This is a genomic window from Streptomyces sp. NPDC001222 (genome assembly GCF_042896945.1).
GTDB lineage: Bacteria > Actinomycetota > Actinomycetes > Streptomycetales > Streptomycetaceae > Streptomyces > Streptomyces gibsoniae.
In genome coordinates this window covers 334,010-353,451 of record NZ_JBIAXT010000001.1, presented here as the reverse complement: position 1 = coordinate 353,451, position 19,442 = coordinate 334,010, and the positions used below count along the sequence as shown (strand labels likewise).

The 19,442-nt window shown below is 72.7% G+C and carries 21 protein-coding genes; 5 read left to right on the top strand and 16 right to left on the bottom strand.

Annotated elements, in window-relative coordinates; translation table 11 throughout:
* Positions 1-98: 98 nt before the first annotated feature.
* Positions 99-1,586 (bottom strand): anthranilate synthase component I, encoded by a 1,488-nt coding sequence (locus ACFY2Z_RS01610; protein WP_390742157.1) that lies wholly within the window; start codon positions 1,584-1,586, stop codon positions 99-101.
* Positions 1,587-1,597: 11 nt separating this feature from the next.
* Positions 1,598-2,002, bottom strand: coding sequence for a phosphoribosyl-AMP cyclohydrolase (gene hisI, locus ACFY2Z_RS01605; RefSeq protein WP_390742156.1), 405 nt, complete (start codon positions 2,000-2,002; stop codon positions 1,598-1,600).
* A gap of 82 nt (positions 2,003-2,084) precedes the next feature.
* Between hisI and ACFY2Z_RS01600 the strand changes: the two genes are divergently transcribed.
* Complete coding sequence (locus ACFY2Z_RS01600) at positions 2,085-2,720, top strand: TIGR03085 family metal-binding protein (protein WP_390742155.1); 636 nt, start codon at positions 2,085-2,087, stop codon at positions 2,718-2,720.
* A gap of 9 nt (positions 2,721-2,729) precedes the next feature.
* Here ACFY2Z_RS01600 and ACFY2Z_RS01595 read toward each other — a convergent pair whose 3' ends face one another.
* The 10 genes from ACFY2Z_RS01595 to hisD all read right to left on the bottom strand — a co-directional run bounded on the left by ACFY2Z_RS01595 (position 2,730) and on the right by hisD (position 10,469).
* Positions 2,730-3,980, bottom strand: coding sequence for an MFS transporter (locus tag ACFY2Z_RS01595; protein WP_390742154.1), 1,251 nt, complete (start codon positions 3,978-3,980; stop codon positions 2,730-2,732).
* A gap of 12 nt (positions 3,981-3,992) precedes the next feature.
* Positions 3,993-4,583, bottom strand: a complete 591-nt coding sequence (locus ACFY2Z_RS01590; RefSeq protein WP_390742153.1) for an ArsR/SmtB family transcription factor — start codon at positions 4,581-4,583, stop codon at positions 3,993-3,995.
* Between the two features lie 122 nt (positions 4,584-4,705).
* Positions 4,706-5,461, bottom strand: a complete 756-nt coding sequence (gene hisF, locus ACFY2Z_RS01585) for an imidazole glycerol phosphate synthase subunit HisF (protein WP_390742152.1) — start codon at positions 5,459-5,461, stop codon at positions 4,706-4,708.
* 45 nt (positions 5,462-5,506) lie between these two features.
* Positions 5,507-5,899: a RidA family protein gene (locus ACFY2Z_RS01580; protein ID WP_355903849.1), complete on the bottom strand. Its 393-nt coding sequence runs from the start codon at positions 5,897-5,899 to the stop codon at positions 5,507-5,509.
* A gap of 16 nt (positions 5,900-5,915) precedes the next feature.
* On the bottom strand, positions 5,916-6,638 hold the full coding sequence (gene priA / locus ACFY2Z_RS01575) for a bifunctional 1-(5-phosphoribosyl)-5-((5-phosphoribosylamino)methylideneamino)imidazole-4-carboxamide isomerase/phosphoribosylanthranilate isomerase PriA (protein WP_355903852.1): 723 nt from the start codon (positions 6,636-6,638) through the stop codon (positions 5,916-5,918).
* Positions 6,639-6,641: 3 nt separating this feature from the next.
* Positions 6,642-7,289: an imidazole glycerol phosphate synthase subunit HisH gene (hisH, locus tag ACFY2Z_RS01570; protein WP_390742151.1), complete on the bottom strand. Its 648-nt coding sequence runs from the start codon at positions 7,287-7,289 to the stop codon at positions 6,642-6,644.
* Positions 7,280-7,444 (bottom strand): hypothetical protein, encoded by a 165-nt coding sequence (locus ACFY2Z_RS01565; protein WP_365158893.1) that lies wholly within the window; start codon positions 7,442-7,444, stop codon positions 7,280-7,282. The genes hisH and ACFY2Z_RS01565 overlap by 10 nt, the downstream gene beginning before the upstream one ends.
* 3 nt (positions 7,445-7,447) lie before the next feature.
* Complete coding sequence (gene hisB / locus ACFY2Z_RS01560; RefSeq protein WP_355903856.1) at positions 7,448-8,041, bottom strand: imidazoleglycerol-phosphate dehydratase HisB; 594 nt, start codon at positions 8,039-8,041, stop codon at positions 7,448-7,450.
* On the bottom strand, positions 8,038-9,147 hold the full coding sequence (locus ACFY2Z_RS01555) for a histidinol-phosphate transaminase (protein WP_390742150.1): 1,110 nt from the start codon (positions 9,145-9,147) through the stop codon (positions 8,038-8,040). The genes hisB and ACFY2Z_RS01555 overlap by 4 nt, the downstream gene beginning before the upstream one ends.
* Entirely contained in the window at positions 9,144-10,469 is a 1,326-nt protein-coding gene (gene hisD / locus ACFY2Z_RS01550; protein ID WP_390742149.1) for a histidinol dehydrogenase, read from the bottom strand. Before hisD ends, ACFY2Z_RS01555 begins: the two co-directional genes overlap by 4 nt.
* A gap of 589 nt (positions 10,470-11,058) precedes the next feature.
* Between hisD and ACFY2Z_RS01545 the strand changes: the two genes are divergently transcribed.
* The 4 genes from ACFY2Z_RS01545 to ybaK all read left to right on the top strand — a co-directional run bounded on the left by ACFY2Z_RS01545 (position 11,059) and on the right by ybaK (position 15,148).
* Positions 11,059-12,639: an oxidoreductase gene (locus ACFY2Z_RS01545; RefSeq protein WP_390742148.1), complete on the top strand. Its 1,581-nt coding sequence runs from the start codon at positions 11,059-11,061 to the stop codon at positions 12,637-12,639.
* A 183-nt stretch (positions 12,640-12,822) separates the two neighbouring features.
* Positions 12,823-13,860 carry a hypothetical protein gene (locus ACFY2Z_RS01540; RefSeq protein WP_390742147.1) on the top strand — a complete coding sequence of 346 codons (1,038 nt, stop codon included), beginning with the start codon at positions 12,823-12,825 and terminating at the stop codon, positions 13,858-13,860.
* Positions 13,861-13,871: 11 nt separating this feature from the next.
* Positions 13,872-14,612: an LON peptidase substrate-binding domain-containing protein gene (locus ACFY2Z_RS01535; RefSeq protein ID WP_390742146.1), complete on the top strand. Its 741-nt coding sequence runs from the start codon at positions 13,872-13,874 to the stop codon at positions 14,610-14,612.
* A gap of 26 nt (positions 14,613-14,638) precedes the next feature.
* The gene (ybaK, locus tag ACFY2Z_RS01530; RefSeq protein WP_390742145.1) at positions 14,639-15,148 is read left to right on the top strand and encodes a Cys-tRNA(Pro) deacylase; all 510 of its coding nucleotides are present in this window, start codon (positions 14,639-14,641) and stop codon (positions 15,146-15,148) included.
* A gap of 188 nt (positions 15,149-15,336) precedes the next feature.
* Here ybaK and ACFY2Z_RS01525 read toward each other — a convergent pair whose 3' ends face one another.
* The 4 genes from ACFY2Z_RS01525 to ACFY2Z_RS01510 form a co-directional block, all read right to left on the bottom strand.
* The gene (locus ACFY2Z_RS01525) at positions 15,337-16,017 is read right to left on the bottom strand and encodes an AAA family ATPase (protein ID WP_390742144.1); all 681 of its coding nucleotides are present in this window, start codon (positions 16,015-16,017) and stop codon (positions 15,337-15,339) included.
* A gap of 34 nt (positions 16,018-16,051) precedes the next feature.
* The gene (locus ACFY2Z_RS01520; RefSeq protein ID WP_311690919.1) at positions 16,052-16,870 is read right to left on the bottom strand and encodes an ABC transporter permease; all 819 of its coding nucleotides are present in this window, start codon (positions 16,868-16,870) and stop codon (positions 16,052-16,054) included.
* 91 nt (positions 16,871-16,961) lie between these two features.
* Entirely contained in the window at positions 16,962-17,933 is a 972-nt protein-coding gene (locus tag ACFY2Z_RS01515; protein WP_390742418.1) for an ABC transporter ATP-binding protein, read from the bottom strand.
* A gap of 111 nt (positions 17,934-18,044) precedes the next feature.
* The gene (locus tag ACFY2Z_RS01510) at positions 18,045-19,259 is read right to left on the bottom strand and encodes an NYN domain-containing protein (protein ID WP_390742143.1); all 1,215 of its coding nucleotides are present in this window, start codon (positions 19,257-19,259) and stop codon (positions 18,045-18,047) included.
* Positions 19,260-19,442: the final 183 nt, after the last annotated feature.

Sequence of the window (19,442 nt, the reverse complement as noted above, 5' to 3'; positions counted from 1 at the left end):
CGTCACCCGGGCCCCTTTATCGGGTGATCGACATGTCCGGAACCGGTCCGCGGCCCCCCTCGGAGCCGGCTGACCGAGCGCGATCCGCCCGGCCCCGCTCACCGCCCCAGCCGGTTGGCCGTATGGACCGCCCGCAGTACCGCGGCCGCCTTGTTGCGGCACTCGTCGTCCTCGGCGACCGGGTCGGAGTCGGCCACGATGCCCGCGCCCGCCTGGACGTACGCCGTGCCGTCCCGCAGCAGCGCCGTACGGATGGCGATGGCCGTGTCGGAGTCGCCCGCGAAGTCCAGGTAGCCGACGCAGCCGCCGTACAACCCCCGCCGCGACGGTTCCAGTTCGTCGATGATCTGCATGGCGCGCGGCTTGGGCGCGCCGGACAGCGTGCCCGCCGGGAAGCAGGCGGTCAGGACGTCGAAGGCCGTGCGCCCCCGCGCGACCCGGCCCGTCACGGTCGAGACGATGTGCATCACGTGCGAGTACCGCTCGACGGACATGAAGTCGACGACCTCGACCGAGCCGGGCTCGCAGACCCGCCCCAGGTCGTTGCGGCCCAGGTCCACGAGCATCAGGTGCTCGGCCCGCTCCTTGGGGTCGGCCAGCAGTTCCTCGGCGAGCGCCTGGTCCTCCTGCGGGGTGGCGCCGCGGTGCCGGGTGCCCGCGATGGGGTGCACCATGGCCCGGCCGTCCTCCACCTTCACCAGCGCTTCCGGGCTGGACCCGACGACGTCGAAGCCGTCGAAGCGGAACAGGTACATGTACGGGGACGGGTTGGTGGCCCGCAGCACCCGGTAGACGTCCAACGCGCTGGCCGTGCACGCCGTTTCGAAGCGCTGCGAGGGGACAACCTGGAAGGCCTCGCCCGCCCGGATGCGCTCCTTGATGTCGTCGACGGCCGCCCGGAAGTCCGCGCCGCCCCATCGGGCGGTGAACTCGGGCAGCTCGGAGGGCGGGAGGGCGGCGGCCGGCTGCGGGACCGCGCGGGAGAGATCCGCCTCCATCGCGTCGAGGCGGGCCACGGCGTCCGCGTAGGCCTCGTCGACGCCGGTGTCGAGGTCGTTGTGGTTGATCGCGTTGGCGATCAGCAGAACGGAGCCCTCCCAGTGGTCCATCACCGCGAGGTCGCTGGTGAGGAGCATGGTCAGCTCGGGCAGCCGCAGCTCGTCCCGCTCGCCCGGGCCGATCTTCTCCAGCCGGCGGACGATGTCGTAGCCCAGATAGCCGACCATGCCGCCGGTGAACGGCGGCAGACCCTCCTGGTGGGGCGTGTGCAGGGCCTCGATGGTGGCCCGGAGGGCGGTCAGCGGGTCACCGTCGACCGGGACGCCGACCGGTGGGGTGCCGAGCCAGTGGACCTCGCCGTCCCGCTCGGTCAGGGTGGCGGCGCTGCGGACGCCGACGAAGGAGTAGCGGGACCACTTGTACGCGGCCCGGCCGTTCTCCGCCGACTCCAGCAGGAAGGTGCCGGGGCGCTCCCCGGCGAGTTTGCGGTACAGCGCGACGGGGGTGTCGCCGTCGGCGAGGAGCTTGCGGGTGACCGGGATGACGCGACGGTCGGTGGCCAGCTTGCGGAACGTCTCGAGGTCCATGGCGGCCGACCCTACTGATCCATGGCCGACGCGGCGCCGGTCACGGCGTCCCCGAGCAGCACATCGGCGTCGAAGCACGTACGGTCCCCGGTGTGGCAGGCGGCGCCCACCTGGTCGACCCTGACGAGCAGGGTGTCCGCGTCGCAGTCCAGCGCGACCGACTTGACGTGCTGGACATGGCCCGAGGTGTCGCCCTTGACCCAGTACTCCTGGCGGCTGCGGGACCAGTAGGTGCAGCGGCCGGTGGTCAGCGTGCGGTGCAGCGCCTCGTCGTCCATCCAGCCGAGCATCAGCACCTCGCCGGTGTCGTACTGTTGGGCGATCGCGGGGAGCAGCCCGTCGGCGCTGCGCTTGAGGCGCGCGGCGATCTCGGGGTCCAGGCCGCTGGGCCTGGCGGGGTCAGGCGTACTGGTCATGACGACCATTGTGCCGCGCCCCACCGTCATCACCGGTCACGGTCCGCTGGGCGGACGGTGCTCCCGGCCGTACGCTGACTGCATGTCGACCCATGCGAAGCGTGAACGCCTTCTTCTCGCCGATCTGTTGGAGGCCACGGGTCCGGACGCGCCCACGCTGTGCGAGGGCTGGAACGCCCGGGACCTGGCCGCGCACGTCGTGGTCCGCGAGCGCCGCCCCGACGCGGCCGGCGGCGTGCTGGTCAAGCAGCTCGCGCCGCGGCTGGAGAAGGTGATGGAGGAGTACGCCGCGAAGCCCTACGAGGAGCTGATCCAGCTGATCCGCACCGGGCCGCCGCGGTTCTCGCCCTTTCAGCTCAAGCAGCTGGACGAGGCGGCGAACACGGTCGAGTTCTACGTCCACACGGAGGACGTCCGCCGCGCCCAGCCCGACTGGACCCCGCGCGAGCTCGACCCGGTCTTCCAGGACGCCCTGTGGGCGCGTCTGGAGCGCACGGCGCGGCTGACCGGCCGCAAGGCGCCGACGGGGCTGGTGCTGCGCCGTCCGGACGGGCAGACGGCGGTCGCGCACCGGGGCACGCCGGTCGTGACGGTGACCGGCGAGCCCTCGGAACTGCTGATGTTCGCCTTCGGGCGGCAGCGGGTGGCGGACGTGGAGCTGACGGGCGACAAGGAGGCGGTCGCGAAGGTGCAGGACGCCAAGGAGCTCGGTATCTGAGAGGGGCGCTCAGCGGGGGAGCTCGGCGCGGCGCAGATCGCGCGCGCCGAGGGCGACGACCCCGCTGAGCCCGCAGACCGCCGCGCTCACGACGAACACCGGGCCGGTGCCCCAGAGGCCGATCGCGGCGGCGGACAGGGGCATGCTGAGGGGTGCGAAGCCGAGGCTGACCAGGCTGGAGACGGCGGTGACGCGCCCCAGGCAGGCGGGGTCGGACTGGGTCTGGAGCAGCGCGCCGCACATCACGCCGCTCAGGCCGGTGAGCAGGCCGATGAGGAGGGCCACACCGACGGCGGCGGCGACGCCGGGGACGTAGGCGAGGGCCCCGATCGCGACGGAGCCCGCGATGATCGCGTACGCGAGTACCCGCCCGGCGTGCGGCAGTCGTCCGCGCACCGTGAGCAGCAGCGAGACGGCCCCCGCTCCGGTCCCGAAGCCGGCCAGCACCCAGCCCATCCCCGCGGCACCCCAGCCGCGCTCGTCGGCCAGCAGGGTCAGGCCCAGGTTGAGCGGGCCGACGAAGCCGAGGTCGCCGAGGGCGATGGTGAGCACCAGCGGGGCGAGGACGCGGTGGCGGCGGATGTAGCGCAGGCCCGCCACCAGATCGCGCCAGGCGGTCGTGGGGGGCGTGCCGTGGGCGTCGTCCGGCGGCAGCTCCCGTATCCGTACGAGGACCAGCAACGGCACGGACACGGCGATCAGCAGCCCGGCGAGCCCGAACGCGGCCGCCGCGCCGCCGAGCGCCACCCCGAGGCCGCCGAGCGGCGCGCCCACGACGCTCGCGAACCGGATCGCGAGGGCCCGCATGCCCTGCACCCGTGCGAGCTGGTCCCGGCTCGTCACCCGGGCCGGCAGCGCCCCCACGGCGGGCATGAACAGGGCGTCCACGGTGCCGAAGACCAGGGACACCAGGAACAGCGGCCACAGCCCCGGCCGGGTCGCGGACAGCAGTCCCGCCACCCCCAGGACGGCGACGCAGCGCACGGCGTCGCTGCCGAGGACGACCTTCCGCGGCCCGAACCGGTCGGCCACCACTCCCCCGCCCAGCATCAGCAGGGCCCTGGGCAGGGCGCTCGCCGCCGTCACCATTCCGGCCTGCGCGGGCGACCCGGCCTGCACCGCCGCCCAGGAGAGCGCGAGGTAGTAGACGTTGTCGCCGACCATCGACGCGGTGTAGGCGGCGAGCCAGCGCAGGACGTTGCCGTCGCGGTGGGCGGGGCGTTCGGCGACGGGGGCCGGCCCCAGGGCGGTGGAGGTCACGTGGCGGTCCTCTCAGGCGCGGAAGGGGAAGGTGTACCAGTGCACGGCGACGTTCTCGCGGCCCTCGGTGCCGCCCGCCGCTTCGGCGGCCCGGCCGCGCTCCTCGTACCTGCGAACCAGGGCGAGCATGTCCTCTGCCAGCTCGGCCAGTTCGTCCGCGGTGAGCCGCAGGATCGACTCGGCGGACTCGGCGGCGGAGTTCCACTCGGGGCCCCAGTGCGCCCGCTCGTCCAGATAGCGCCGGTACATCTCGTTCCGCTGCTCCAGGAAGAGCCGGCTGGCCGCCGTGTGCGCGGCCGCCTTTTCCGGGGCGTCCCGGAAGTCCTCGTCGCGGATGCGCACGCCGTCGGACGCCGGCTGCCACCAGCGCTCCCGGCTGTCCGTGCTGCGGGGCTCGGCCTCTTCGATCAGCCCGTACTCGGCGAGTTTGCGCAGGTGGTAGCTGACCAGGGAGACGGCCTCGTCGACCTGCTCGGCCAGCTGTGAAGCGGTCGCGGCCCGCGCGACGGTCAGCCCCCGGTACACCTTGATCCGCAGCGGGTGGGCCAGCGCCTTGAGCGTGCCCAGATCACTGATGCGGCGGTCCCGCTCCTTGTCGGTCATGCCTTCACCGTAGATGCGAAGGAAAAATTGCACAATGGATTTTGCGCAACTTTCCTTTCGCATCTGCCCGGAAAGCAGCCCCGGCCACCGCGAGGCGACCGGGGCTCAGGCCGAGGACGGCGTCAGCGGACCGGGTGCCCCGCCTCCCGCAGCGTCGCCTTCACCTCTCCGATGCGCAGGTCCCCGAAGTGGAACACGGAGGCCGCGAGCACCGCGTCCGCGCCCGCCGCGACGGCCGGCGGGAAGTGCGCCGCCCGGCCGGCGCCACCCGACGCGATCAGGGGAACCGTCACATGCTTGCGCACGGCCGCGATCATCTCCAGGTCGTAGCCGTCCTTGGTGCCGTCCGCGTCCATCGAGTTGAGCAGGATCTCGCCCGCGCCCAGCTCGGCGGCCCGGTGCGCCCACTCGATCGCGTCGATGCCGGTGCCCCGGCGGCCGCCGTGGGTGGTCACCTCGAACGCGCCGGTCTCGGTGCGGCGCGCGTCGACCGACAGCACCAGCACCTGCCGTCCGAAACGCTCCGCGATCTCCCGGATCAGGTCCGGGCGGGCGATCGCTGCCGTGTTCACGCCCACCTTGTCGGCGCCCGCCCGCAGCAGCTTGTCCACATCCTCGGCCGTGCGGACCCCGCCGCCGACCGTCAGCGGGATGAAGACCTGCTCGGCGGTGCGGCGCACCACGTCGTACGTCGTCTCACGGTTGCCGGAGGACGCGGTGATGTCCAGGAACGTCAACTCGTCGGCGCCCTCGGCGTCGTACACCTTGGCCATCTCGACGGGGTCGCCCGCGTCGCGCAGGTTCTTGAAGTTGACACCCTTGACGACCCGGCCGTTGTCCACGTCCAGGCAGGGGATGACTCGGACCGCCAGGGTCATGAATCCACGGCTCCTCTTGCTGCTTCCAGCCTCGGAAGGCTGCCTCTAGCCCCGGAAGGCTTCCAGTTCCACTTCGACCAGGATGCGCGGGTCGACGAAGCCCTCCACGACCAGCAGGGTCGCGGCCGGGCGCACGGAGTCGAAGATCTCCTTGTGGGCCCGGCCCACCTCGTCGACGTCCCGCAGATGGGTCAGATACATCCGGGTCCGGAGCACCGACTCGGGACCGAGCCCGAACTCCGCGATCGCTTCCAGCGCGCTGGTGAACGCCACCTTCGCCTGCTCGTACGGGTCGCCCTCCCCGTACAGCACCGGCCCCCGGAAGGAGGTCGTGCCGGCCACCAGCACCCGGTCGCCCGCCGCGACGGCGCGTGCGAAACCGAAGGACTCCTCCCAGGGACTTCCGCTCTGCACCCGCCGCACGGCTTCCGACGTCATGACACCGCATCCTTTTTCAAGATGTAGCCTCCAGTGCTTCTTCCAGCGTGAACGCCTTCGCGTACAGGGCCTTCCCGACGATCGCCCCTTCGACACCGAGGGGGACGAGGTCGGCGATCGCCCGCAGGTCGTCCAGCGACGAGACACCGCCGGAGGCCACGACCGGGCGGTCGGTGGCGGCGCAGACGTTCTTCAGCAGCTGGAGGTTGGGGCCCTGAAGGGTGCCGTCCTTGGCGATGTCGGTGACGACGTACCGCGCGCAGCCCTCCTTGTTCAGCCGCTCCAGCGTCTCGTAGAGATCGCCGCCGTCGCGGGTCCAGCCGCGGCCGCGCAGGGTCGTGCCGCGGACGTCCAGACCTACCGCGATCTTGTCGCCGTGTTCCGCGATCACCCGGGCGACCCACTCCGGGGCCTCCAGGGCGGCCGTGCCGAGGTTCACCCGCGTGCAGCCGGTGGCCAGGGCGGCGGCCAGGGTGTCGTCGTCGCGGATACCGCCGGACAGCTCCACCTTGATGTCCATGGCCTGGGCGACCTCGGCGATCAGCGCGCGGTTGTCACCGGTGCCGAACGCGGCGTCCAGGTCGACCAGATGCAGCCACTCGGCACCCGCCCGCTGCCAGGCGAGGGCAGCCTCCAGCGGGGAGCCGTAGGAGGTCTCCGTGCCGGACTCGCCGTGGACGAGGCGCACGGCCTGGCCGTCGCGGACGTCGACGGCGGGGAGGAGTTCGAGCTTGGGCATGGTCTACAGGGTTCCGATCCAGTTGGTGAGCAGCTGCGCTCCGGCGTCGCCGGACTTCTCGGGGTGGAACTGGGTGGCCCACAGGGCCCCGTTCTCCACGGCCGCCACGAACGGCTTGCCGTGCGTCGACCAGCTCACCTTGGGGGCGAGCAGCGTCGGGTTGTGCGTCTCCAGCTGCCAGTCGTGGACGGCGTAGGAGTGCACGAAGTAGTACCGGGCGTCCGCGTCCAGCCCGGCGAACAGCTCGGAGTCGGCCGGCGCCTCGACCGTGTTCCAGCCCATGTGGGGCACGACGTCGGCCTGGAGCGGCCCGACCGTGCCGGACCACTCGTCGAGGCCCTCGGCCTCCACGCCGTGCTCGATGCCGCGGGTGAACAGGATCTGCATGCCGACGCAGATGCCCATCACCGGACGCCCACCGGCCAGCCGGCGGCCGACGATCCAGTCGCCGCGCGCCCCGCGCAGGCCCTGCATACAGGCGGCGAAGGCGCCGACGCCCGGCACCAGCAGGCCGTCGGCGTTCATGGCCCGGTCGTAGTCGTGGGTGATCTCGACGTCCGCGCCCACGCGTGCGAGGGCGCGTTCGGCGGAACGGACGTTGCCGAAGCCGTAGTCGAAGACCACGACCTTCTTCGGGTCGCTCAACTCCACACCCCCAGCCGCATGACGCCCGCCACCAGGCACATGCCGGCGCCGATCGAGAGCAGCACGATGAGGCTCCTCGGCATCTGCTGCTTGGCGAAGGAGATGATCCCGCCGACGAGGAAGAGGCCGACGACGATGAGGACGGTCGAAGTGCTGTTCATGGCTTACAGCGCACCCTTCGTGGACGGGAGGATGCCGGCCGCGCGCGGGTCGCGCTCGCTGGCGTAGCGCAGGGCCCGGGCCAGTGCCTTGAACTGGCACTCCACGATGTGGTGGGCGTTGCGCCCGTAGGGCACGTGCACGTGCAGCGCGATCTGGGCCTGGGCCACGAAGGACTCCAGGATGTGCCGGGTCATCGTGGTGTCGTACTCGCCGATCATGGGCGCCATGTTCTCGGGCTCGGTGTGCACGAGGTACGGGCGGCCGGACAGGTCGACGGTGACCTGGGCGAGGGACTCGTCCAGCGGGACCGTGCAGTTGCCGAAGCGGTAGATCCCGACCTTGTCGCCGAGCGCCTGCTTGAAGGCGGCGCCGAGGGCGAGGGCGGTGTCCTCGATGGTGTGGTGCGAGTCGATGTGCAGATCGCCCTCGGTCTTCACGGTGAGGTCGAACAGACCGTGCCGGCCGAGCTGGTCGAGCATGTGGTCGTAGAAGCCGACCCCGGTCGAGATGTCGGTCCGGCCCGTGCCGTCGAGATCGATCTCGACGACCACCGAGGTCTCCTTGGTGGTGCGCTCCACGCGCCCAACGCGGTTCATGCGCTCTGCTCCTTCTTCAGTTCACGTACCGCGTCGAGGAACGCGTCGTTCTCTTCGGGGGTTCCGGCGGTGACCCGCAGCCAACCCGGTACACCGTTGTCGCGGACCAGGACGCCCCGTTCGAGGATCTCCCGCCAGGCGGCGTGGGCGTCCTCGAACCGCCCGAACTGCACGAAGTTCGCGTCGGAGGCGGTGACCTCGAAGCCGATCGCCCGCAGCTCGGCAACCAGCCGGTCCCGCTCCGACTTCAGCTGCTCGACGTACTTCAGCAGTGTGTCCGTGTGCTCCAGGGCGGCCAGGGCGGTGGCCTGGGTGATCGCGGAGAGGTGGTAGGGCAGCCGGACGAGCTGGACGGCGTCCACGACCGCCGGGTGTGCGGCGAGATAGCCGAGGCGGAGGCCGGCGGCCCCGAACGCCTTCGACATCGTCCGTGAGACGACGAGATTCGGCCGACCTTCGAGGAGGGGCAGCAGCGAGTCGCCGTGGCTGAACTCGATGTACGCCTCGTCCACGACGACCATGGACGGCCGCGCGGCCTGCGCCGCCTCGTACAGGGCGAGGACCGTCCGCGTCGGGACCGCGTTGCCCGTGGGGTTGTTCGGGGTCGTGATGAAGACGACGTCGGGCCGGTGCTCGGCGATCGCCTTCTCGGCGGCGCCGACGTCGATCGTGAAGTCCTCGTCGCGCGGTCCCGAGATCCAGCCGGTGCCCGTGCCGCGCGAGATGAGGGCGTGCATCGAGTACGACGGCTCGAAGCCGATCGCCGTGCGGCCCGGCCCGCCGAAGGTCTGCAGCAGTTGCTGGATGACCTCGTTGGAGCCGTTGGCCGCCCACACGTTCTCGACGCCGACCCGGTGGCCGCCGGTCTTCGTCAGATACTCGGCGAGCCTGGTGCGCAGCTCGACCGCGTCACGGTCCGGGTAGCGGTTCAGGCCACGGGCGGCCTCGCGCACCCGCTCGGCGATCCGTTCGACCAGCGGCTCGGGCAGCGGGTAGGGGTTCTCGTTGGTGTTCAGCCGTACGGGCACGTCGAGTTGGGGCGCGCCGTAGGGGGACTTGCCGCGTAGCTCGTCCCGTACGGGAAGATCGTCGATTTCGAAGCTCACTTGCTCGCCGGTACCTTCCAGCCGAACCTGGCCTTGATCGCCGCGCCGTGCGCGGGCAGGTCCTCCGCCTCCGCCAGCGTCACCACATGGTGCGCGACCTCGGCCAGCGCGTCCTTGCTGTAGTCGACGACATGGATGCCGCGCAGGAAGGACTGGACGGACAGGCCCGAGGAGTGGCAGGCGCAGCCGCCGGTCGGGAGCACATGGTTGGAGCCGGCCGCGTAGTCGCCGAGGGACACCGGGGCCCAGGGGCCGACGAAGATCGCGCCCGCGTTGCGCACGCGGTCGGCGACCGCGGCGGCGTCCGCCGTCTGGATCTCCAGGTGCTCGGCGCCGTACGCGTCGACCACCCGCAGGCCCTCGTCGACGCCGTCGACCAGCACGATCGCGGACTGCTTGCCCGCGAGCGCAGGGCGGATCCGGTCCTCGACGTGCCGGGAGGCCTCCACCTGCGGCTTGAGTTCCTGCTCCACCGCGTCGGCCAGCTCCACCGAGTCGGTGACCAGTACGGCGGCGGCCAGCGGGTCGTGCTCGGCCTGGCTGATCAGGTCGGAGGCCACGTGTACCGGGTCGGCGGTGCCGTCCGCGAGGATCGCGATCTCGGTGGGACCGGCCTCGGTGTCGATGCCGATCCGGCCCGTGAAGTAGCGCTTGGCTGCGGCGACCCAGATGTTGCCGGGGCCGGTGACCATGGCCGCGGGCGGGCAGGACTCGGTGCCGTACGCGAACATCGCGACGGCGGTGGCGCCGCCGGCCGCGTACACCTCGTCGACGCCGAGCAGGGCGCACGCGGCGAGGATCGTCGGGTGCGGCAGCCCGTCGAACTCGGCCTGCGCGGGGGACGCGAGCGCGATCGACTCGACGCCGGCCTCCTGGGCGGGCACCACGTTCATGATCACGGACGAGGGGTAGACGGAGCGGCCGCCCGGCGCGTACAGCCCGACGCGCTCGACCGGCACCCACTTCTCGGTGACCGAGCCACCGGGCACCACCTGGGTGGTGTGCGTGGTGCGGCGCTGTGCGCGGTGGACGAGCCGGGCGCGGCGGACGGACTCCTCCAGGGCCGCGCGCACGGCCGGGTCGAGCTGCTCCAGCGCGTCCTTGAGGGCCTCGGCAGGTACCCGCACCGACTCCAGGCGCACCCCGTCGAACTTCTCGGCGAAGTCGATCAGCGCCGCGTCGCCACGATGATGCACGGCTTCGCAGATCGGACGCACCTTCTCCAGGGCGGCCTGAACGTCGAAGTCGGCTCGGGGCAGCAGGTCACGCAGGGCGGGACCCTCGGGGAGGGCATCGCCGCGCAGATCGATTCGGGAGATCACAGGGCCAATTCTCTCAGACGGCGCCGAGACGCCGGACGGCCGTATCAGTGGCTGATACGGAGCGTGGGCGGGCGGACGGGATCCGTGGTGAGGGGCGGGAAAGGGGCCGGTTCCGCACGGCGAGGGTGAGGCACCGTGGCCGGCCTGGGCCGGACGGCGGCGGGGGGACCGGGAACGTGGACCGGGCGCACCCCGGGGCCGGGCGGCGCGGGCCGCCGACGGGCCCGTGGGGCGGTCGGCGTGTCGGTGTCACGGCGGGGCGCGCGACGGCGTGTCGCGCGCCGTTGTGCGCCCCCGGATCACTCCGTCGCGCGCCCGTCCGGACCACGATTCCGGCTCGCGCCGTGCGCCCCTTCGTACGCCGTCCGTCCGCTCGGACCTCGCGGCTCGGCCCCGGGGCGGTGGTCACCGGACGGGTGATGGCCGGATCGAGTGGTTTGTGAGTCGCCGAGGCCCGCCAGGGGTGGCCGGATCCGGTGGCTGGGGCGGGATCCGGAAGATCGCCGTCACCGATGGCGTTCGGCCTGTCACACAACGGGCATGAACGGTCGTACGAAACTCACGAGTAACCGGGGAGGAAGGAAGAGCCGTGACCGAGGGTGCCGGCTTTCGCGCCGGGGACCTGCCGGACGACCTGACCGCCACGGAGGCGGGCATGTGGCAGGCCTTCCGCAACGGCAGCGCGTACGACCTGCGCAGCGGGGACGCCGACGTGGACGATCCGCACGGCGACCGTCCCTGGGGGCCCGAGCGCAGCGTCCGTGCGCGCATCGTGGCCTGGCTGCTGCTGGACGGACCGCCCGCGCTGGCGGGGCGCGTGTCCTCGCTCAAGCTGATCGGTGTGCGGATCACGGACACGCTGGATCTGGCGGGCGGCACGATCGTCCCCTTCGTGGAGCTGAAGGGCTGCCGGTTCGAGCACGAGGTCCTGCTGCCGGAGGCCCGCTTCACCACCCTGCGGCTGGTGAACTGCTCGGTGCCGCGTCTGGAGGCGGCACGGCTGCACACGGAGGGCGATCTGCATCTGCCGCGCTGCCGCTTCGAGGGCGGGGTACGGCTCACCGACGCGCACATCGGCACCGATCTGCTGCTCAACCAGGCCGTCGTCCAGCGCGACCGGCGGGGCCGTTCGATCACCGCGGACGGGCTGAGCGTCGGGCAGGACCTCCAGGCCGAGATGCTGGAGTCGTACGGCGAGCTGAGCCTGCGCAGCGCCTCCGTGGGCGTCTCGCTGAGCCTGCGCGGCGCCCGGCTGGCCAACCCGTACTCCCGGCTGGCGCTGAACGCTCCGCAGCTGACGGTGGAGCGGACGCTGTATCTGACCCCCGCGGGCGTCGGCAATCCGCTGGTGACCAGCGGCACCACACCCGCGCGCGGCACCCGGGTGCAGCCGTTCGAGTGCCGGGGCGGCATCCGGCTGGACGACGGGCGGTTCGGGGACGCGGTCGACCTGGACCGGGCCCGGTTCGTCCTGGACGAGGGCCAGGAGCTGTCCCTGCTCCGGGTCCAGACACCCGAGCTGCGCTTCCTGGGCGAGCGGCCCGGACGCGGCAAGGTGGTCCTGTCGGGCGCGCGGATCGTGAACCTGGTCGACCGGTGGGCCGGCTGGCCGGGCCCCGGCGATCTGCACATGGGCGGCTTCACCTACGAGAACCTCGTCCCGCAGGACGCCTTCCCGCTCGCCCGGCGCCTGGAGTGGGTGGCGGCGGCGACCGCCGAGTACAACCCCGAGCCCTACGAGCGGCTCGCGACGGTGCTGCGCAACTCCGGGGAGGACGAGGACGCCCGCGAGGTGCTGCTCGCGAAGCAGCGGCGGCGACGCGAGACACTGCCGCCCGCGGCGAAGCTGTGGGGGTACGTGCAGGACTGGACGGTCGCCTACGGCTACCGGCCCGGCCGTGCCGCGGTGTGGATGGCGGTGCTCTGGGCGGCGGCCTCGCTCGCCTTCTCGCACGCGAGCCATCCGCCGGTCAACAAGGACGGGCACCCGACATGGAACCCCTCCCTGTTCGCCCTGGACCTGCTGCTGCCGGTCATCGACCTCGGGCAGGCGGGCCAGTGGCAGCTGAGCGGGGCATGGCAGTGGGCGTCGGCGGTGGTCATCCTGCTCGGCTGGATCCTCGCGACGACGGTCGCGGCGGGCGCGACCCGGCTGCTGCGGCGCGGCTGAGGCGCGCACGCGACACCCCGGCGGACTCATGAAACCGCGAGACTTCGGCACAGCCGCCGCATAGCGGCCCAACAACAACGAACGCGACCTTTACCGACTCTTGACTGTTGAGCGTACAACTAAATGTCGGTTACGGAACCGTGCTGGCGCGCCCCGACCTGCGGCTTTTCAATGGTCGACACCATGGCACTGCTGCGCGCGCTCCTCCGTACGACAGGGACGGCACGTACCTCCTCCCACCCCGCCGACGGGCTGCCCGCGGACGACGACGTCCTGCTCGACGCGCCCGACCCGCGACTGGCCCCCGCGCTCGTGGCCGCGGGGCGCGGCGACCACGGCCCGGCGGCCGAACTGCTCGCGGCCACCCGGAAGGCCGGTGAGTGGGAGGACCGCGACCGGTATGTGACGCGGCTCGCCGCCTTCGCGCGCTCCCGGGACGAGTGGTTCACACGCTGGTGCGCGACCGCCCCGGACGATCCGGACGCGCTCCTGGTCAAGGCGGAGCTGGCGGTGGCCCGCGGCTGGGAGTCCCCGGCCCGTGTCGAACTCCTGCGCGCGGTCGGCCCGTTGGTCGCGGCGGCGGCCGAGGGCGATCCCCGGGACCCGGTGCCGTGCCGGGTGGCTCTCGACCACGCGCGCGGCGTCGGCGCGGACCACATCACGTTCGAGCGGCTGTGGGGGGAGGCGGTGCGCCGCTCCCGGCACCACTACGGCTGCCATGCCGCGGCCCTCGCGTATCTGGCGGCCGTCTGGCACGGCTCGCACGGCGAGTGCTTCGACTTCGCCGAGACCGCCGCGCACGACACGCCGCCCGGCTCGCTGATGCAGGCCCTGCCCCTGCGGGCCGCCTTCGCGTATCTGACGGACGGCGGCGGCGCGGCGGTGTCCCGCGCGCGGCTGGACGCGGCGGCGGACCGGTCGATCGCGCTGTCGTCGCGGCACGCGCCCGCCGATCCCCGGGTCGCGGAGGTCCGCAATCTCCTCGCGTACGTCCTGGTCGCACTGGAGCGCAGGCCGGACGCGCTGGCCCAACTGCACCTGATCGGCCCGTACGCCACGTCGTTCCCGTGGGACCGGTTCTCGGACGATCCGCTGGGCCGTTTCCTGGACCTGCGCAGGGGCGTGAGCCGGGAACCTGCGGCGCTGCGAGCCGTCCCGCCGGCGGCTCCGGTTCTCCCACGGAGTGAACGCGCCGGACACGCTCCCGTCCGCGACCATTAGGCTTTCCGGTCGTGACCACCGTCCGGCTCCCGCTCTTCCCGCTGAACTCGGTGCTGTTCCCGGGACTCGTGCTCCCGCTGAACGTCTTCGAGGAGCGCTATCGCGCCCTGATGCGCGATCTGCTGAAGACCCCCGAGGACGAACCGCGCCGCTTCGCCGTCGTCGCCATCCGCGACGGCCACGAGGTGGCGCCGAGCGCGTCGGGCATGCCCGATCCCACCGCCCTGCCCGAGCGCGGACCGGGTGCGGGCTTCGGCTCCGACCCGGCCAAGGCGTTCCACGGGGTGGGCTGCATCGCGGACGCGGCGACGATCCGGGAGCGGGCAGACGGCACGTTCGAGGTGCTCGCGACGGGCACGACACGGGTCCGGCTGCTCTCGGTGGACACGTCGGGCCCCTATCTGACGGCCGAGCTGGAGGAGCTGGCGGAGGAGCCCGGCGACGAGGCCGGTGCCCTCGCCGAGGGCGTGCTGCGGGCGTTCCGCCAGTACCAGAAGCGGCTCGCGGGCGCGCGGGAGAGATCGCTGTCCACGGGCGCGGAGCTGCCCGACGAACCGGCGGTGGTGTCCTACCTGGTGGCGGCCGCGGTCATGCTGGACACGCCGACGAAGCAGCGGCTGCTGCAGGCCCCGGACACCGCCTCGCGGCTGCGGGACGAGCTGAAACTCCTTCGCGCGGAGACCGCGATCATCCGTAACCTGCCGTCCTTGCCGGCGTCGGACCTGACGCAGGCTCCGACGAGTCTGAACTGACCTACGACTTTCGAGGAACAGGCCGGATGGCGAAGAAGGCGAAGAAGCAAGGACCTCAGCAGTCGGGCGGAACTCCGGCGACGGTGGCGCTGACGGCCGCCGGCGTGGAGTTCACGGTCCACTCCTACGACCATGACCCGTCCCACCCCTCCTACGGCGAGGAGGCCGCCGAGGCGATGGGTGTCTCCCCCGACCGGGTCTTCAAGACGCTGGTGGCCGACGTGGACGGCGCACTGGTGGTCGGGGTGGTCCCGGTGGCGGGCTCACTGGACCTGAAGGCGCTGGCGGCGGCCGTGGGCGGCAAGCGGGCGGCCATGGCGGACCCGGCACTGGCGGAGCGCACCACGGGATATGTGCGCGGCGGCATCTCCCCGCTGGGCCAGCGCAAGAGGCTGCGCACGGTCCTGGACGCCTCGGCGTCGTCGCACGCCACGATCTGCGTGTCGGCGGGCCGCCGGGGACTGGAGGTCGAGGTGTCCCCCGAGGACCTGGCGGGCCTCACGGACGCGACCCTGGCCCCCATCGGCCGCGCCTGACGACTCGACGAACGGCCCGTCTTCGACTAGTACGGAAATATGTCGAAGAGGACACGCAAGCGCAAATGGCGCACGAAGAAGGGCCACTCGAATCACGGCCACCGTCCGGCGTGACCACGCCACCGATCCCGCGCCGGGCGGCCTCACGGGGCTGACCCGGCGCCTCACCAGGGGGTATGCGCCCCGGACTACGCCACCGGCGGGGCGGCCGGTCCGTACGGCGCCGCGTAGGGGTCCGGGTCCCGGGGGCCGAACAGCGCTGTCAGACCGAGGTGCACCACCAGCGCCGCCACCGACCAGGCCAGCAACGCCCCCTTCGCGCCGAGCTTGAGCGGCGCGGAGAACGTCACGCCCTTGCCCACGTCCTTGGCGTGCGCGAGCACGTTCTGCGGGGGCCCCAGCCAGATACCCACCCGCCAGGCGAGCAGGGAGCCGAGCAGCCCGCCGACGGCGAGCGCCACGACCAGCGGCACCCCGCCCCGCTTGCGCAGCAGGAAGACGACGAGCGCGCTGACCGCCCCGAACGCGAGCGCGAGCAGCGTGAACGTCCCGTCCACCCCGATGGCCTGCTCCCCCTCGGTGTCCTTCAGATAGACGACCCAGGTGTTGTCGACGACGTCCCCCACCAGCGGCACATGCGGCGAGAGCCAGGACCACAGCACGCCGAGCAGCGCCCCGGCGATCGCGACGACCACCGTGATCGCGACGGCGTCCCGGAGTTCGATCTTCATACCGGGCCCGTCCGCGCCGTACGCGGCCGTGGCACCGTGCGGAGCGGGGCCGACCCCGGGTGGGGTGGACACGGCTTGCCACCCGTCGTGCGGGGGCTGTTCATGCGGCGGCGGAGGCGGAGTCAACGGAGCGGTCACCTTCACATCCTGCCAGTCGTGTCTGTCAGCCGCGTCACCGGACGGCCGCCCGACGGTACGCCCAGGTCGCCAGGGCCAGCGAGGCCGCTCCGACAGCGGCGCACACGGCCAGGTCACCGAGGACCAACGGCCAGTCCGGGTGCCCCCCGAAGGTCCGCGCAAACGCCTCGACCCCATAGGTGGACGGCAGCAGATCCCGCAGGACCTGGATGGCCTCCGGCATCCGATGGGCCGGCAGCACCCCCAGCAGCAGCGCCGCCGACATGCCCAACTGCCCCAGCAGGGTCGCCAGTTCGGGACGCGGCGCGAGCAGTCCGAGCGCGGCGCCGAGTCCGGACAGCGCCGCCCCGGACAGCGGGATCACCGCGGCCAGCACCCACAGATGGGCGAGCGGCAGCCCGAACAGCACACATCCGGAGACGGCGGTCACCACGGTTCCGGGCACGGTGAAGGACGCATAGGCGCCCGCCGCCCCCAGAACCACCGCGGCGGCCGGCACCGGCAGCGTCGCGTAGTGGTCGAGCCCGCCGCTGCCGCGCAGCTGCCCGAAGTACTGCGCCAGCAGATTGAGACCGACGTACGCGACCACCAGCACCGACGACCCGGCGACCACGGAGCGGGCGTCGCCCCCGCCGTCCACGACCCCACGCATCATGATCATGATGCCGATCGACTGGAAGGTCGCCACGAACAGCAGCGGGATCCGCGCGACCCGCGCCCGGGACAGCTGCGCCCGGTACACGGCGGCCAGCGACGGCCACAACCGTGCCCGCGGCCCCAGGTCGGCCGCGCCCCGGCCGCCGTCCTCCGCCACCCGCGCGCCGGGCAGAACCTCGGCGGGTACGACACTCACGTCGCGCTGCTCCTCTTCGTTCCTGCCGCCGTCCCGTCCCCCGCGGACACGGCACCCCTTCCGGTGCATACGGCTTCGGCGCCCCGGACGCTCATGCCTTCACCAGACCCTGGGTGCTGCCGCCGAGCGCCAGATAGACGTCCTCCAGGCTGGGCGTGGCCAGGGTGAAGTCGTCCAGGGCGGCGAAGGCGGCACCGCCGGTGACCGTGGCGACGGCCGCGCGTGCCTCCTCCGGCCCCATGCGCAGCGACCAGCGGCGGCCGGACGCCACCGCGCGGGCCTGCAGCGCCGCGACCTCCGGGACCTCCAGCGGCGCCCGCTCGCGCCAGACGAGCTCGACGCGCACCTCGCCCGCGACCCGCTCCTTGAGCCCGGCCGGGGTGTCACAGGCGATGACCCGCCCCCGGTCGAGCACGGCGACCCGGTCGAGGACCGTCTCGGCCTCGATGACGTTGTGGGTGACCAGCAGCACGGTCGCGCCGTGCTCGGCCCGCCGCCGGTCCACGGCCGCCCACACCGCGCGCCGGGCGACGGGGTCCATCCCGGTCGTCGGCTCGTCGAGCACGAGCAGCGGGCGCTGTCCCATCAGGGCGGCGGCGAAACAGGCTAGGCGGCGCTGACCGCCGGAGAGCTTCTTCAGCGGGCGTCCGGCGATCGGGGTGAGCCCGAGTTCGTCGAGCACCGCGTCCCGCTCCGCGCGGGCCTCGCGCAGTTCGAGGCCGCGCAGCCGCCCGGTCGTCTCGGCGGCGAGGGAGACGGTCAGCTCGTCGAGGGCGCTGGACTCCTGCCCGAGGTAGGCGAGGATGCGTGCGGCCCGCTCGGGGTGGCGCACGATGTCATGGCCGAGGATCTCTACGGTGCCGCGGTCGGGCCGCAGCAGCCCGGTCAGCTGGCGTACGACGGTGGACTTGCCGGCCCCGTTCGGCCCGAGCAGCCCGAAGATCTCCCCGCGCCGGACGTCCAGCCGTACGCCGTCGGTGGCCCGCACCTCGGGCGTACCGGGCGCGCCGCGCCGGCCTCGTACCGCCGGATAGGTCTTGGTCAGCCCGCGCACGGCGCACACGACATCGTCATCCTGCCGTGGTGCCGGTGCGGTGCGCGTGTTCACAAAGGACGAGGGTAAGGGGTGACGGACGCCGGGCGGTCCCCGGGGCCCGTCCGAGGCGTCCGTGCGCTACTCGCCGCCGGAGGCGTGCTCCGTCGAGGTGCGCTGGCCGATCTCCCGCCAGAATCCCGCCCGGATCGCGTACCGGTCGTTCTCGTCGATCTGGTCGTCCTTGTGGGCGAGAAGGCCGAAGCGGGCCGCGTAACGCAGCAGCTCCCCGTCGATGCGGTGCGGCACCCGCGGATACATGCCCGAGAGCTTCTGCAGAGGGGCGGCGTCGGCGAGCCGTTCGATCCACCGCCGGGCGAACACCTGGCCCACCTCGTAGGGATCGCCACCGACCGTGGTGATGTCCTCCTCCCGGTCGGCCCACCGCTGCTCCGCGGTCGTCAGCTGCGCCAGGGTGGGCAGGGAGGTGGCCTCCGACGACTCCGCCGCGACCGGCCGGTCCACCCACCCCCTGTCGGAGGACCAGCGCAGCGTCGCCCCTGCGGGCTGCTGCACGGCCGGCGGGCCGGGCGCCCGCAGCGCGGCCAGGTCCTTCGGCGTCGGCACCCCCTTGGACGCCGGTACGCGCTCCTGGGTGCCGTTGCGCGACGCGGTCGCCGCGGCGTGCTCCGGCTCCGGGGCGGCCCGGTCCGGCGTGGCCGCGAGCGCCGGCTCGGGCAGGGGCGCGGACAGGATCGCGGCGATCTCCGGACGGGGGTCCGGCTGGGGCGCGCACACCCCGCCCGGCTCCCTGGCGCGTACGGCCTGGGTGATCCAGGCGCGGTCGAGCACCCGCCGCTCGTCGGCCTCGGCGACCAGGTCCTCGGACTGGTTGTAGTCGCCGTCCGCGGCCTGCACGGCCCACAGGTGTACGGCGACCCCGTGCTCCTTGGCGGCCATCATGCCCGGCAGCAGATCCCCGTCGCCGGTGACGAGCACGACGTCCGAGCAGGCGCGGTTGCGGGCCAGCTCGGTCAGCTCGGCGTGCATCGCGGCGTCGACGCCCTTCTGCGCCCAGCGCCCGTCGCTGCGGGTCAGTGCGCCCAGCCGCACGGTCACCCGGGGCATCACGCGCAGCCTGCGGTGTTCGGGCTGGGGAACCCGGTCGGGGGCGCCGTCGAACCAGTAGATGCGCAGCAGGGGCCGTTCGGTGTCGGACTCGGCGCGCTCGCGCAGCCCCTGGATGAGGGCGGCGTGGTCGACCGTGATCCGGGACCTCGAGGGCTCCCCGGCGAGCAGGCTCGCGGCAGCCCCGAGCAGATACCCGGCGTCCACCAGGACGATGCAGCGGTCCACGCGATCCACCCTCTTTCCGGGAGGTTTGCTTCGGGCTTGCTTCGAGTCTGCCCGACCACGGGGAGGTTAACGGCCCGAACTCGATCTTCGGCGTGGCGGATCGGGACGGCTGCGCACGAACAGGCGTTGTCACACACGGTAATTATCCGACATGCGACTGTTGTCAGGCTATGTGAATCTGGT

What these genes read in the sequence shown, in the direction of transcription:
- ACFY2Z_RS01580 (WP_355903849.1), bottom strand. Translation starts at nt 5,899, where the DNA reads ATGACGTCGGAAGCCGTGCGGCGGGTGCAGAGCGGAAGTCCCTGGGAG.
- ACFY2Z_RS01610 (WP_390742157.1), bottom strand. Translation starts at nt 1,586, where the DNA reads ATGGACCTCGAGACGTTCCGCAAGCTGGCCACCGACCGTCGCGTCATC.
- ACFY2Z_RS01600 (WP_390742155.1), top strand. Translation starts at nt 2,085, where the DNA reads ATGTCGACCCATGCGAAGCGTGAACGCCTTCTTCTCGCCGATCTGTTG.
- priA (WP_355903852.1), bottom strand. Translation starts at nt 6,638, where the DNA reads ATGCCCAAGCTCGAACTCCTCCCCGCCGTCGACGTCCGCGACGGCCAG.
- hisI (WP_390742156.1), bottom strand. Translation starts at nt 2,002, where the DNA reads ATGACCAGTACGCCTGACCCCGCCAGGCCCAGCGGCCTGGACCCCGAG.
- hisF (WP_390742152.1), bottom strand. Translation starts at nt 5,461, where the DNA reads ATGACCCTGGCGGTCCGAGTCATCCCCTGCCTGGACGTGGACAACGGC.
- ybaK (WP_390742145.1), top strand. Translation starts at nt 14,639, where the DNA reads ATGGCGAAGAAGGCGAAGAAGCAAGGACCTCAGCAGTCGGGCGGAACT.
- ACFY2Z_RS01590 (WP_390742153.1), bottom strand. Translation starts at nt 4,583, where the DNA reads ATGACCGACAAGGAGCGGGACCGCCGCATCAGTGATCTGGGCACGCTC.
- ACFY2Z_RS01565 (WP_365158893.1), bottom strand. Translation starts at nt 7,444, where the DNA reads ATGAACAGCACTTCGACCGTCCTCATCGTCGTCGGCCTCTTCCTCGTC.
- ACFY2Z_RS01540 (WP_390742147.1), top strand. Translation starts at nt 12,823, where the DNA reads ATGGCACTGCTGCGCGCGCTCCTCCGTACGACAGGGACGGCACGTACC.
- hisB (WP_355903856.1), bottom strand. Translation starts at nt 8,041, where the DNA reads ATGAACCGCGTTGGGCGCGTGGAGCGCACCACCAAGGAGACCTCGGTG.